12 protein-coding genes are annotated in these 13,059 nt (G+C 68.7%); 3 read left to right on the plus strand and 9 right to left on the minus strand.

Going from position 1 to position 13,059, the window contains the following annotated elements; all coding sequences use genetic code 11:
- Positions 1-93: 93 nt before the first annotated feature.
- Both TMO_RS03395 and TMO_RS03400 read left to right on the plus strand, forming a co-directional pair.
- Positions 94-675 (plus strand): hypothetical protein, encoded by a 582-nt coding sequence (locus TMO_RS03395; RefSeq protein ID WP_145978055.1) that lies wholly within the window; start codon positions 94-96, stop codon positions 673-675.
- Between the two features lie 116 nt (positions 676-791).
- Positions 792-3,317 (plus strand): cation:proton antiporter, encoded by a 2,526-nt coding sequence (locus TMO_RS03400; protein WP_014744188.1) that lies wholly within the window; start codon positions 792-794, stop codon positions 3,315-3,317.
- A gap of 4 nt (positions 3,318-3,321) precedes the next feature.
- Here TMO_RS03400 and TMO_RS03405 read toward each other — a convergent pair whose 3' ends face one another.
- The 9 genes from TMO_RS03405 to TMO_RS03445 all read right to left on the minus strand — a co-directional run bounded on the left by TMO_RS03405 (position 3,322) and on the right by TMO_RS03445 (position 11,983).
- Positions 3,322-3,705 carry a PIN domain-containing protein gene (locus TMO_RS03405; protein WP_014744189.1) on the minus strand — a complete coding sequence of 128 codons (384 nt, stop codon included), beginning with the start codon at positions 3,703-3,705 and terminating at the stop codon, positions 3,322-3,324.
- Entirely contained in the window at positions 3,702-4,013 is a 312-nt protein-coding gene (locus TMO_RS03410; RefSeq protein WP_014744190.1) for an AbrB/MazE/SpoVT family DNA-binding domain-containing protein, read from the minus strand. The genes TMO_RS03405 and TMO_RS03410 overlap by 4 nt, the downstream gene beginning before the upstream one ends.
- A 117-nt stretch (positions 4,014-4,130) precedes the next feature.
- On the minus strand, positions 4,131-5,423 hold the full coding sequence (locus TMO_RS03415) for an amidohydrolase family protein (RefSeq protein WP_014744191.1): 1,293 nt from the start codon (positions 5,421-5,423) through the stop codon (positions 4,131-4,133).
- 3 nt (positions 5,424-5,426) lie between these two features.
- A complete protein-coding gene (locus tag TMO_RS03420) occupies positions 5,427-6,368 on the minus strand; it encodes an ABC transporter permease (protein ID WP_014744192.1) in 942 nt (313 codons plus the stop codon).
- An 18-nt stretch (positions 6,369-6,386) separates the two neighbouring features.
- Entirely contained in the window at positions 6,387-7,436 is a 1,050-nt protein-coding gene (locus TMO_RS03425) for an ABC transporter permease (RefSeq protein WP_014744193.1), read from the minus strand.
- Positions 7,426-9,036, minus strand: a complete 1,611-nt coding sequence (locus tag TMO_RS32525) for an ABC transporter ATP-binding protein (protein ID WP_051045295.1) — start codon at positions 9,034-9,036, stop codon at positions 7,426-7,428. Before TMO_RS32525 ends, TMO_RS03425 begins: the two co-directional genes overlap by 11 nt.
- Positions 9,037-9,169: 133 nt before the next feature.
- On the minus strand, positions 9,170-10,165 hold the full coding sequence (locus TMO_RS03435) for a BMP family protein (protein ID WP_014744195.1): 996 nt from the start codon (positions 10,163-10,165) through the stop codon (positions 9,170-9,172).
- Between the two features lie 221 nt (positions 10,166-10,386).
- The gene (locus tag TMO_RS03440; RefSeq protein WP_014744196.1) at positions 10,387-11,295 is read right to left on the minus strand and encodes an alpha/beta fold hydrolase; all 909 of its coding nucleotides are present in this window, start codon (positions 11,293-11,295) and stop codon (positions 10,387-10,389) included.
- A 94-nt stretch (positions 11,296-11,389) separates the two neighbouring features.
- Positions 11,390-11,983: a DedA family protein gene (locus tag TMO_RS03445; RefSeq protein ID WP_014744197.1), complete on the minus strand. Its 594-nt coding sequence runs from the start codon at positions 11,981-11,983 to the stop codon at positions 11,390-11,392.
- A 184-nt stretch (positions 11,984-12,167) separates the two neighbouring features.
- Here TMO_RS03445 and TMO_RS03450 point away from each other — a divergent pair, with 184 nt between their 5' ends.
- Positions 12,168-13,055, plus strand: a complete 888-nt coding sequence (locus TMO_RS03450; protein ID WP_014744198.1) for an alpha/beta hydrolase — start codon at positions 12,168-12,170, stop codon at positions 13,053-13,055.
- The last annotated feature ends 4 nt before the right edge of the window (positions 13,056-13,059 follow it).

A 13,059-nucleotide genomic window follows, 5' to 3' on the forward strand; every position in this document is an offset into this window, starting at 1 on the left:
GTCACATGTCGGTGCGGGGGGCGCCCTTCCGGCCGATGCCTCATTCTTCGCCTGCCTCTGTATTCGCCATCACCGCCCGCGCCGGGGTGCCACATGACCGTCCCGCCACTCGTCCTGCCGGATCCGGATGTGCTGCGCGCCGCCCTGGCGCGTGCGGTGACCGATGACGGCTATCACGACCTCTTTCTTTCGGACCCGGCCACGGCGCTTGCTACCATGGGGATCCTGCTGCCTGAAGGCGCGCAGCTCAGGGTCCACAGGCCGCGGCGCGGCCGGCTGCTGCTGACCCTGCCGCCCTTCACCGATGCGCCCGTACCGGCGGGGCTCGGGCCGCTTGAGGCCGCGATGTGGCGGGCGGCGACGGATCCGGTCTTCCGGGCCGATCTGCGGGTGGCACCCGTTGCGACCCTCAGGGCGCAGGGGGTCGAGATGGCGGCCGGGCTGGTCGTCGACGTGATCGATGCCGAACCCGGGCTGATCGATATCATTCTGCCGGAACGGGTGCCGGCGATGGCCGGGCGGCGGGCGGGTGCCGACGATCTCGAATTCGACGACGAGGATCTGGATCTGGTGGCGGGCGGTGTCGCTCCGCCCGATCCGGGCAGCCTGGTCGATGCCTCCACCTGGCTGACGCTCGGCGGCATTATGGCCTATGGCATCGGGACCGCATCCTGACGGAACCTCGGTCCGGATGTGTGATGCACGAGCCGTCACAGACTGGTTACCGCGGTGCCGGCCGGTTTCTGCTATGATCCGGCGGCGTTCGGGCGGCTGACGGGGGAGAGCGACGGGTGACGACGGGCGGAATTACGGGACTGGTACTGACGCTCGCCGTTCTGCTGGTCATCATTGCAGGGATACAACCGCTGGCCCGCCGCCTCGGCGTGGCATCCAACGTGCTGCTGGCGGCCGTGGGCGTGGCCATCGGAGCGCTGGCGGCCTTTCTGCTCTTCACCTCCTTCACCGACGTCTTCAACGAAGCCGCCCGTGCCGTCGTCTATCTCAGGATCGAGAGCCAGACGGTCATCACCATTTTCCTGCCGCTGCTGCTGTTCCAGACGGCGCTCACCATCGATGTGCGGCGGCTGGTGGAAGACATCGCCCCCATCCTGCTGCTCGCCGTGGTGGCGGTGGTGCTGACCACCGCCTCGATCGGCCTCGGGCTCTCGGCGGTGTTCGGCGTGCCGATCCTGGGCTGCCTGCTACTCGGCGCGATCGTGGCCACCACCGATCCGGCGGCGGTGGTCGCGATCTTCCGCGATATCGGCGCCCCCGGCCGCCTGACCCGGCTGGTCGAAGGCGAGAGCATTCTCAACGATGCCACCGCCATCGCCTTGTTCACCGTGCTGATGGGGGCGCTGGTTACCGCGCGTGCTACCGGTATCGAAGAGCCCAATGCCGACATGGCCTGGCAGGCCTTGAGCGATCTGGGCATCGGCCTGATCGGTGGTGCCCTGTTCGGCGCCCTGACGGGGCGGCTGGTCGTGATGCTGCTGCCGCTCCTGGACGATATCAAGCCGGCCGAGGCGACGCTGACCGTGGCGGCGGCCTATATCATCTTCGTCACCGGCGAATACGGCATCGGTGTGTCGGGTGTGGTGGCGGCCGTGGTGGCGGGGCTGGTGGTCTCGGCCCAGGGCCGGGCGCATATCTCGCCCGAAAACTGGCGCCATCTGCTGGCGGTCTGGGATCAGATCGCCTTCTGGGCCGGGTCGATGATCTTCGTGCTCGCCGCCCTGGTGGTGCCGCGGCTGATGGCGGATGTCGATCTCTACGACGTGCTGACCATCCTGGCGCTGGCGCTTTTCGCGCTGATCGGCCGGGCGATCACCCTCTGGCTGCTGCTGCCGGTGCTCAGCATGTTGAAGCTGTCCACCCGGGTGACCCATCGCTATCGGGCGGTGATCCTCTGGGGCGGGCTGCGCGGCGCGCTGACCCTGGTTCTGGCCCTCGGCGTCGTCGAGGCGCCGGGCCTCTCCGACGGCCTCAAGCGTTTCGTGGCTGTGACCGCCACAGGCTATGTGCTCTTCACCCTGTTCGTGAACGGCACCACGCTCCGGCCGCTGATCTCGTGGCTGGGGCTCGACCGGCTGTCGCCGGTGGGCGAGGTGCTGCGCCGTCAGGTTCTGGCCCTGTCGCTGACCGATGTCCGCGGCGCGGTCGAAGAGGCCGGCCGGCGCTATGACGTCAGCCCCAGCGTGGTGCGCGAGATCGCCCAGTCCTATGCCCGCCGCGCCGATCAGGTGACCAGCGACACCGATGTCGAGGCCGAAATCGCCGATCGCGAGCGTCTGGGCGTGGGGCTGGTGGCGCTGGCGGTGCGCGAGCGCGGCCTGATCCTGGACCTTCACGACCGGCGGACCTTGTCCACCGCCACCGTCGACCGACTGCTGCGGCTGACCGAAGCGCTGCTCGAAGGCGGGCGCAATGAAGGCCGTCTCGGCTATATGCGCGTGGTGCGCACCGCGCTCGATTTCGAACGCGGCTTCCGCTTCGCCTACTGGCTGCACCGCCGGCTGCGCATGGACCGGCCGCTCGCCCGCCGGCTCGCCAACCGTTTCGAGATGCTGCTCGCCTTCCGCCTCGCGATCCAGGAATTGCGGCCCTATGTCGACGAGCGGATCCGGCCGATGCTGGGCCGGCGCATCGCCGAGTTGATCGCCGATATGCTCGACGGCCGCGCCCGACAGGTGGCGGGCGCGCTCGACGCCATGCGCCTGCAGTATCCCGATTACGCCGAGGCGCTGGAGCGGCGTTTCCTGGCCCGGATGGCCGAACGGCACGAGCTTGCCCGCTATGACACGCTCGCCCAGGAAGGCCTGCTCGATGCCGAGCTCTACGACGATCTCTATCGGGGCGTCACCCGGGCGCAGTCGCGCCGGGACGACCTGCCCCGGCTGGATCTGGGCCTCGACACCGACGAACTGATGCGCCGCCTGCCGCTTTTCGCCGATCTCGGCGACGAGCTGCGGGCCCGAGTGCGTCAGCTGTTGCGGCCGGTCTTCGTGCTGCCGCGCACGGTGATCTTCCGGCAGGGGGACAAGGGCGACGGCGTCTATTTCATCTCGTCGGGCGCCGTCGAGGTCCGGATCGAGGATCGCCGCATCCGGCTCGGCCGCGGCGACTTCTTCGGCGAGATGGCCCTGCTCGACAACCGCCCGCGCAGCGCCGAGATCGCCGCCCTCGGCTATTGCCAGCTGCTCTTCCTGGATGCCGATGATTTCCGCCGGCTGATGCGCCGCGACCCCGACCTGCTCGAAACCTTCGAAAGCATCGCCCGCGCCCGCGCGGCGCAGAACCGGAGTGCGGCGACCTGAGACGTCACCTGAGGAGCGTGATCGTCAGCCCGAGTGCGTCAGAAAATCGCTGCCAAGCCCGATCGGCGGTCAGCACCTCGGCCGCCTGCAGTTTTGCGAGGGCAAGACAGGACCGGTCGCCGAGCGACAGCCCGCTCTTGCGGGTGATGTCCGCCAGCTGCCCGGTCAGCACGGCCTGCGCGTGATCGAAGGCGACGACGTTGATCCCGGTTTCCGTGAAAAATGCGTCGATTGCGCCGACGGGAAGACGATTGACCGTCGCATAGGTATAGACCTCGGCGACATTGACCGAACTGACCAGCGCATCGTCGAGGTGATCGAAAACACGATCGCCACCCGTCTCGCCGAGGATGGCGGCCAGGATTGCGGAGGCGTCGACGACGATCACGCGTCGTCCGCCTCGCCCGTTTCCTGCTGACGCTCCTTCTCTCGCCAGTTCAGGAAATCGGCAACGCTGGCCTTGTCGCTCAGGCCGCTGTCGCGTGCCAGGGCCCGGATGTGCTCCTTCACGTCCTTCATGGTCTGGATCCTGATCGAACCATCGACGATTTCAAGCCGCACGGGCCCGCCCCGTTCGAGGCCGACGGCACGACGTAATTCTGCGGGAAGCTGGAGCCGCCCCGTCTCGCTCACATGGCCGCGCAGGCCGGTTGTCTCGGACGGCGGAGCCGAACTCTGCTTGCGGGATGCGACCATGAGACCCTGAGACTCCCTGTCTGTCGCCCTCATCTTACGAATATAGAGCGGTCCCCCTGTGCGTGCCACGCCGCCGGTGAAGACGACATGGGAAGGGCGCTGATCAGGCCGACAGTGTCAGCCCCGCCCCAGCCGGCACCGTGTGGTCCGGGTCTCGTCGCCCAGCATCAGCGTGGTCTCGGCGGGGGCCGTGCGGGCGATGACGCGGCCGGCCCGGATCACAGAGAGGCGGGTGGCGCTGAGGCGCAGCGCCTCCACCGGGTCGCCCGCATCCAGGATCACCATGTCGGCGCGGCAGCCGGCGGCCAGGCCATAGCCTTCCAGACCCAGCAGTCGGGCCGGGTTGGTGGTGACGGCGTCGAAGCAGCTCCGCATCTGGTCGAGCCCGGTCATCTGGGCGACATGCAGACCCATGGCGGCGACGCTCAGCATGTCGCCCGAGCCCAGCGGATACCAGGGGTCCATGGCGCAGTCCTGGCCGAAGGCGACGGTCAGCCCGGCCGCCATCAATTCCGGCACCCGGGTCATGCCCCGGCGCTTGGGATAGGTATCGTGACGGCCCTGGAGGGTGATGTTGATCAGCGGGTTGGCGATGGCGCCCAGATCCGCCTCGGCCATCAGCGCGATCAGCTTCGAGACGTAGTAATTGTCCATGGAATGCATGGAGGTGAGGTGCGAGCCGGTCACCCGGCCGTGCAGCCCCAGCCGCTGGGTTTCATAAGCGAGCGTCTCGACGTGGCGCGAGAGCGGGTCGTCGCTTTCGTCGCAATGCATGTCGACCCTGAGGCCGCGCTCGGCCGCGATCTCGCACAGCCGGCGGACGCTTGCCGCACCATCGGCCATGCTGCGCTCGAAATGCGGGATGCCGCCGACCACGTCCACACCCCGGTTCAGCGCCTCGATCAGCAGGTCTTCCGATCCCGGCCGGCGATAAAGCCCGTCCTGGGGGAAGGCGACCAGCTGCAGGTCAATATAGGGGGCGACCTTCGCCTTCACCTCAAGCAGCGCATCGACCGCCAGCAGGCGCGGATCGCAAACATCGACATGGCTGCGGATGGCGAGCAGGCCCCGGGCGACCGCCCAGTCGCAATAGAGGAGCGCCCGCTCCACCAGAGCCTCATGGGTCAGCTCGGGCTTGAGTTCGTTCCAGAGCGCGATGCCCTCGAGCAGCGTGCCCGAGCGGTTGATCCGCGGCATGCCGTAGGAGAGGGTCGAATCCATGTGGAAATGGGCATCGACGAAGGGCGGCGAGACCAGGTTGCCGGCAGCGTCGATGGTCTCGGCAGCCGGGGTGCCGCGGGCCGCGATGCCGGGCGCCACCTCGACGATCCGCCCGTCCCTGACTGCGATGTCGACGGGCGTGCCGCCCTCGGGCAGGCGGGCATTCAGGATCAACAGGTCGAGGGACATGGCTCAACGTTCTCCCTTGCGGAAGGGCACCATCAGTGCCTGGGGATAGGCGGCACGGCGCGACATCACCACCAGCGCCAGGATGCTGAGCAGATAGGGCAGCATCAGGAACAGCTGATAGGGCAGGGCGCCGCCGGTCATCTGCTGCAGGCGGGTCTGCACGGCATCGAAAAAGGCGAAGAGCAGCGCGCCGAGCAGGGCCTTGCCGGGCCGCCACGAGGCGAAGACCACCAGCGCGATGCAGATCCAGCCGCGTCCGCCCATCATGTTGAAGAAGAAGGCGTTGAAGGCGGACAGCGTCAGGAAGGCGCCGCCCACCGCCATCAGCGCCGAGCCGGCCATCACGGCTGCCAGCCGCACGCCGGTGACCGAAATGCCCTGGGCATCGGCTGCGGCCGGGTTCTCGCCCACCATCCGCACCGCGAGGCCGGCGGGGGTGCGGTAGAGCACCCAGGCGACCAGCGCGACCAGGGCCAGGGCCAGCAGGGTGGGCGCGGTCTGCTGGCCGATCACCTCGCCCAGCCAGGGCACCGCCTGCCACCAGCCGTCGCCCAGCGGTGCGAAGGGGGTGATCGAGGGCGGGGTGGTGGTCTCGGGCAGCAGCAGGCGATAGGCGAAATAGGACAGGCTGGTCGCGAGCATGGTGATGCCAAGGCCGGTGACATGCTGCGACAGGCCGAGCGGCACGGTCAGCAGGCCGTGAAGCAGGCCGACCAGCAGGCCGGCCGCAGCCGCGACCGCGAGGCCGGTCCAGAGATCGGCGCCCTGGAAAACCGCCATCCAGCCGACCATGGCGCCCATGGTCATGATGCCTTCGATGCCGAGATTGAGCACGCCGGCCCGTTCACAGATCAGCTCGCCCAGCGTGCCGAAGATCAGGGGGGTCGCGATGCGGAGCACCGTGGCCCAGAGACCGGCGGAGATCAGGAGGTCGATGAATTCCATGGGATCGGGACCTCCGGATCAGCCGCGACGCAGGCGATAGCGGGCGAAGAGCATGGCGGTCAGCATGCAGAGCAGCGACACGGCGACCAGCACATCGGCGATATAGGTGGGCACCCCCACCGCGCGGCTCATCGCATCGGCGCCGACGAAAATGCTGGCGACCATCAGCGCTCCCAGTACCACGCCCAGAGGGTGCAACTGGGCGAGCATGGCGACCACCACACCGCCGGTGCCATAGCCCGGCGACATGTCGAGGGTGAGATAGCCGGTGCGGCCGGCCACCTCGCTCACGCCGGCGAGACCGGCGAGACCGCCCGAGATCAGCGCCACCAGCAGCATCACCCGGCCGACCCCCATGCCGGCGAAGCGCGCCGCCCGCGGGCTGGCGCCCACCGCCCGCATCTCGAAGCCCAGCACGGTGCGGGTCATCATCACATAGATCAGCCCGGCCGCGACCAGCGCCATGATCAGCCCGGCATGCAGGCGGGTGCGCGGGATCAGCCGGGGTAGTTCCGCCGCCATCGGCAGGGTCTCGCTCTGTGGCCAGCCCATGGCCATGGGGTCCTTCATCGGCCCTTCGATCATCATCGAGACGAAGAGCAGCACGATGAAATTGAGCAGCAGGGTCGTCACCACCTCGTCGACGCCGAAACGGGTTTTGAGCACCGCGGGGCCGAGCAGCAGCAGACCGCCCGCGACGGCGCCGGCCAGGATCACCGCCGGCAGCAGCAGGGTATCGGGAATGCCGAGCGGCGCCGTGCCGATCCAGACGGCCGCCAGCGCGCCGCCATAGAGCTGGCCCTCGGCGCCGATATTCCACAGCCGGGCGCGGAAGGCGACCGCGGCGGCAAGCCCGGTCAGCATCAGCGGTGCGGCGCGGGTCAGGGTTTCGGTCAGCGCGAACCGGCTGCCGAAGGCGCCCTCGGCCATCGCGGCATAGGCGGCGGGCACCGAGGCGCCCGAGATCATGATCAGCAGGGTGCCGATGATGAAGGCGGCGAGCAGTGCCAGCACCGGCACCGCCACCGACAGAAGCGGCGGGGTTTCGGCGCGGCGTTCAAGACGCATGGGCGGCCTCTGGCGTGGTCGGGTGGGGATCGCCGGCATCGGGATCACCGGCGCCGGCCATCAGCAGGCCGAGGCCCGAGACGGTGACCTCGGCCCTGGGGCGGGCGGGGGTCAGATGGCCGGCATGGATCACCGCCACCCGGTCCGAAAGGGCCAGGATCTCGTCCAGATCCTCGGAAATCAGCAGGATCGCGGCGCCGCCGTCGCGGGCTTCGAGCAGGCGCTGATGGACATAGGCGACCGCGCCGATATCCAGGCCGCGGGTCGGCTGATTGGCCAGGATCAGCCCCGGATGCAGGGCGAGCGCGCGACCAAGGATCAGCTTCTGCATGTTGCCGCCCGACAGCTGGCGCACGGTCGCATCGACCGACGGGCAGCGCACCTCGAAATCACGCACCAACTCGGCGGCATGGGCGCGGGCGGTGGCGCGGCGCAGAAAGCCCCAGCGCGAGAATTCCGGGCGGTTGCGCCGCTCGGCGATCACGTTCTCCCAGACATTCATGTCGCCGACCAGCCCCTCGGCATGGCGGTCTTCCGGGATGCGGCCCACGCCCAGCCGGACCATCGCCGCCGGATCGGGTCTGCGGGTCTCGTGGTCCAGGATGGTCAGCCGGCCGGCCTCGACCCGGGCCATGCCGGCCGCCAGGTCGGCCAACAGCGACTGACCATTGCCCGAGACGCCGGCGATGCCGACGATCTCGCCCGCATGCACGGTCAGCGACACCTCGTGCAGTTTCGGCTTGCCGCCGGCGCCGGTGGCCGAGACCCGGTCGAAGACCAGAGCCGGGGCCCCCGGGTTTGCCGCGGTATGGCGGGGCCTTGAGACCTTGCGGCCGACCATCAGCTCGGCCAGCGTGGCCCGGTCGAGGCCGGCGGCCGGGCGCTGATCGATCATCCGGCCGGCGCGCAGCACCGCGACCCGGTCGCTCACCGCCATCACCTCGGGCAGTTTGTGGCTGATGAAGATGATCGACAGCCCGTCGGCGACCATGGCACGCAGCGTGACGAACAGGCGTTCGCTTTCCTGCGGGGTCAGCACGGCGGTGGGCTCGTCCAGGATCAGGATCCGGGCATCGCGATAGAGCGCCTTCAGGATCTCGACCTTCTGCCGCTCGCCCACCGACAGCGCGCCCACCCGGGCATCGGGATCGACGGCCAGGCCGAAGCGCTGCCCCAGCTCTGCGATCCGTCGGCGGGCGCCGGCGCGGTCGCGCCCGGGTTTCCACAGCGGCTCGGTGCCGATGGTGACGTTGTCGAGCACCGACAGGTTCTCGGCCAGGGTGAAATGCTGGTGGACCATGCCGAGCCCGGCCGCGATCGCAGCCTTGGGCGAGCCTGCGGGCAGAGGGTCGCCGAAGACCTCGATCCGGCCCTCGTCGGCCACGTAATGGCCGAACAGGATGCTCATCAGCGTGGTCTTGCCGGCGCCGTTCTCGCCCAACAGGGCCAGAATCTCGCCGCGGCGCAGATCGAGGTCGATCGCGTCATTGGCGGTCAGCGCGCCGAACCGCTTGGTGATGCCCGAGAGCCGGAGCACGGTTTCCGGTGCCCTTTCCGCTCCGGATGGCTCAGTGACGGACGGGTCGGCAGATCTGGTCATGAGGCCCTTCGCGTTTCTGGACCGTCGCGTTTCTGGCCTGCCGCATGTGTGACACGCCGCCGGCGGGATCCCGGATGGCGAGAGGGGCGGTCGCCCGCCCCTCCCAAGGTCGTTCATGGCCGGGCCTGAAAGCTCACATCGTGGGCTTCGGTTCGGCGTCGTTCACCTCGACCGTGAAGCTGCCGTCCAGGATCGCCGCCTTCTTCGCCTCGACCTTCGCCTTCAGCTCCGCCGGGATCTTGTCCTCGAAGGTGCCATAGGGGGCAAGCGAGGCGCCGCCCGGCTTCATGTTGGAATAGTGGCCGTAATCCTCGGCCTTGAAGCTCTTGGCCTTCACCGCCGCGATCGCCGCGTCGATGGTGGGTTCCATATGCCAGAGCGCCGAGGCCACGACGGTGTCGGGATACTGGGCCTGGGTGTCGATCACGTTGCCGATCGCCAGAACGCCGCGCTCCTTGGCGGCATCCGACACGCCGAAGCGTTCGGCATAGAGCACGTCGGCCTTGCGCTCGATCATGGCAAAAGCGGCTTCCTTGGCCTTCGGCGGATCGAACCACGAGCCGATGAAGCTGACCATGAACTTGACGTCCGGATTGACCTCCAGCGCGCCGGCCATGAAGGCGTTCATCAGCCGGTTGACCTCGGGGATCGGGAAGCCGCCGACCACGCCGATCACGTTCGACTTCGTCATGCCGCCCGCGATCATGCCGGTCAGATAGGCCGGCTCCTGGATGTAGTTGTCGAAGACCGAGAAGTTCGGCGCCTGCGGCTTGAAGGACGAGCCCATCAGGAAGGCGGTCTCAGGATAGTCGCGGGCGACGCGGCGGGCAGCCTGTTCCACGGCGAAGGCCTCGCCGACCACCATGTCGACGCCCTTTTCGGCATATTCACGCATCACGCGCTCATAGTCGGCATTCGAGACCGATTCTGACCATTCATAGTCGATGTCGCCGCGCTTGGCCGCGGCATCGAGGGCGATGTGGATGCGGCTCACCCACTGCTGCTCGATCGGCACGGTGTAGACGCTGGCGACCTTGATCTTGTCGGCGGCCGATGCCTCGGCGGCGGTCAGTGCCGCCAGGGCGACCGAAGCGGCAACGGCCGCGGCCTTGAGCTTTGCGAGCAACATGGACGAGCGATCTCCGAAGGGTGTCGCGGAACTTGCATGATAACGCAAGGACCGGGCCAGTACCGCCAAAACCGCAGGCCGCCGCGTGGGAATCCGGTGGCCCGGCGCATGACCGGCGGTAATTGCCTGCGGCATGGGCAGCGGCTGCGCCGGATCGCTCGAATTTTGACCAAATGGTCTCTAATTGGAAGGGCGAAATGTCCCGGGCCGGCCCCGGCGGTTCAGCGGCCGCCGCCCATGCCGAGCACATCGCCGTCATCGGCCGCCTGTTCCGCATCCCGGACCGGCCATCGGCCATGTTCCGTGGCGGCGAAGAAGTCGGCGAGCAGGCGATTGACCAGCTCCGGCTCTTCCAGATTGGCGGCATGGCCGGTCATCGGCAGCACGGCCAGCCCGGCCGAGGGCAGGGTTTCTTTCAGGAACAGATTGGCGCGGATCGCCGGGGTGTCGGTATCGCCGACGATCAGCAGCACCGGAACGGTCATGGTCCGGAACCGGTCTTCCAGCGCGAAAAGCGACGGCCGGCGTGCCTGGTAGCGGCGCAGCGTCAGTGCCGCGCCCAGCGGCGAATGGTCCAGGAACACCCGGAAGGCCTCGTTGGCGCCGCGCGGATCCTTGGTCGCGAAGGGCCGGCGGCCGGGGGAATTCATGTAGCTCCGCCCCGCGGCTTCCAGCCCGTCGGCCAGAATCCGGTCGGCCGTGGCCTCGCAATTGGCGGCAAAGCTCTCGCGCAGCTCGGGCTCGGCGCCATAGCCTGCCCCGATCGCGGTGATCGACAGGGCGCGCGCCGGATGGGTCAGGCCGAAATGCAGCACCGCGAACCCGCCCATGCTGCATCCCACCAGATGGGCCCGATCGATGCCGAGGCCATCCATCACCGCCCGGATGTCGTCGACGGCCATCTCCTGGCCATAGGCGTCGGGCTCTTCGGGCACGTCCGAGGGCGGATAGCCGCGGGCGTCATAGGCGATGACGCGGTGGCTGCGGGCGAAGCGCCGCATCTGCGGCTCCCAGCTCCGCCGGTCGCCGGCGAATTCATGCACGAAGATCACCGGCTCGCCCTGGCCCGCCTCGATCACATGCAGCCTGACCGGTCCGTTGGCGATGAAGCGCCCCTCGATCCCATCCATTCGGGCATCCTCCTCATGCGGCTGCGTGGACGCCGTGCAGCAGACCCGCGCCTGTTCTGGTGGAGGTGCAGGATAGATCGGGCAGGTGACCGCGTCACCCCCGGTGGGTCACCACGCGATAGACATAGACCAGCACCAGTGCCGCGACGATGACCTTCGAGGCCGGATCCATATAGGCGGCGACCAGTTCGTACTGGCTTTCCAACGCATAGCCCGCGCCGGCCAGCAGGGCGGTCCAGATGGCGGAGCCCGCCGTGGACCAGGCCAGATAGCGCGGCAGCGGCATGCGGGCGATGCCGGCCGGTACCGAGATCAGGGTGCGGATCGCCGGGATCAGCCGGCCGAAGAACACCGCGCTGCCGCCATGACGCTCGAACCAGCCATTGGCCTTGTCGACCTCGTCGGGCGATACCGTCGCCCACCGGCCCCACCGTTCGGCCAGGCGGCGGATGCGGGCCAGGCCGAAGGCGCGGCCCAGCCAGTACCAGGGCAGGGTGCCCGCCACCGATCCCGCCGTGCCGGCGGCGATCACGCCCAGGATGTCCAGCTCGCCGCGCGCCGCCACGAAACCTGCCAGAGGCATGATCAGTTCCGAGGGGATCGGGGGGAAGATGTTCTCCGCCGCCATCAGCAGAAAGACACCGATATAGCCGGCGGACGAGACCGTCGACACGATCCACTCGAACATGAAGGCTCCGTCGTTGATGAGGCGAGCCCGCGTCAGGTGGGCACAGGTGACGGGAGGGACAAGGCCGGTCACCGAAAAGCCCCGGTCATCGACGAAGCTGGGTGCCACTTCGCCGCAGCCAGCGGCCGCGCGGGACGTTATCGTAGATCGATACCGTTGAACCGCCTGGAATGTTCCCGCAGCCATGACCGATTTCGAACCCCGCCCCGCCATCGATGCCGAACGCGAATACAATGCCCGGGCCGCCGTGCCCGATCACGCCCGGATCTTTGCCCGCTGGGCCGCGGAGGCGGCGGCGGCCCGGCAGGATTTCGAACGGGCTGGCCTGTTGCGGCGCGGGCTGGTCTACGGCCGGCGGGCGGATCAGCTGCTGGACCTGATCCTGCCGCCGTCACGCACCGGCGCCGGACCGGTGCCGCTGATGGTGTTCTTCCACGGCGGCTACTGGCAGGCCATGGGGCGGGATGATTTCACCCATCTGGCCCGGCCCTATGTTGTGCGCGGCGCAGCGGTGGCGGTAGTGGACTACACCCTCTGCCCGGCGACCACGGTGGCCGGCATCACCGCGGAAGCGCGTGAGGCGGTGCTGTTGCTCTGGCGTCTGGCGCCGGTGCTGGGCATCGACCGCAGCCGGATCGTGGTTACCGGCCATTCGGCGGGCGGGCAGATCGTGGGCCAGCTGGCAGCCACGCCCTGGCAGGCATATGCCCCTGAGATCGAGGGCAGCCCGATTGCCGGCGGCGTCGCGATCAGCGGCGTGTTCGATCTGGAGCCGCTGATCGATACCACCATCAACGCCCGCCTGGGGCTGACCCCCGCCACGGCGCGTGCCGCCAGCCCGCATTTTGCCGTGCCGGGCCCGGATACCCGGCTGGTTTTGGCAGTGGGCGGGGATGAATCGGCCGAGTTCCATCGCCAGAGCCGGGATTTCGCCCGCCGCTGGTCGGCTGCGGGCGCACGCATCGCCACCGTCGATCTGCCCGGCCGCCATCACATGAGCGCAGTGGAAGCGCTGGGCGAAGACGGCCATCCACTGACCGGGGCGACGCTTGCGCTGATGGAGATCGGCTGACGCG

Source organism: Tistrella mobilis KA081020-065 (genome assembly GCF_000264455.2).
GTDB lineage: Bacteria > Pseudomonadota > Alphaproteobacteria > Tistrellales > Tistrellaceae > Tistrella > Tistrella mobilis.

Bases quoted from the DNA above. Each gene is read 5' to 3' on its own strand.
- TMO_RS03395 (WP_145978055.1), top strand. From the start codon at position 94: ATGACCGTCCCGCCACTCGTCCTGCCGGATCCGGATGTGCTGCGCGCC.
- TMO_RS03415 (WP_014744191.1), bottom strand. From the start codon at position 5,423: ATGTCCCTCGACCTGTTGATCCTGAATGCCCGCCTGCCCGAGGGCGGC.
- TMO_RS03450 (WP_014744198.1), top strand. From the start codon at position 12,168: ATGACCGATTTCGAACCCCGCCCCGCCATCGATGCCGAACGCGAATAC.
- TMO_RS32525 (WP_051045295.1), bottom strand. From the start codon at position 9,036: ATGACCAGATCTGCCGACCCGTCCGTCACTGAGCCATCCGGAGCGGAA.
- TMO_RS03435 (WP_014744195.1), bottom strand. From the start codon at position 10,165: ATGTTGCTCGCAAAGCTCAAGGCCGCGGCCGTTGCCGCTTCGGTCGCC.
- TMO_RS03420 (WP_014744192.1), bottom strand. From the start codon at position 6,368: ATGGAATTCATCGACCTCCTGATCTCCGCCGGTCTCTGGGCCACGGTG.
- TMO_RS03440 (WP_014744196.1), bottom strand. From the start codon at position 11,295: ATGGATGGGATCGAGGGGCGCTTCATCGCCAACGGACCGGTCAGGCTG.
- TMO_RS03445 (WP_014744197.1), bottom strand. From the start codon at position 11,983: ATGTTCGAGTGGATCGTGTCGACGGTCTCGTCCGCCGGCTATATCGGT.
- TMO_RS03410 (WP_014744190.1), bottom strand. From the start codon at position 4,013: ATGGTCGCATCCCGCAAGCAGAGTTCGGCTCCGCCGTCCGAGACAACC.
- TMO_RS03425 (WP_014744193.1), bottom strand. From the start codon at position 7,436: ATGCGTCTTGAACGCCGCGCCGAAACCCCGCCGCTTCTGTCGGTGGCG.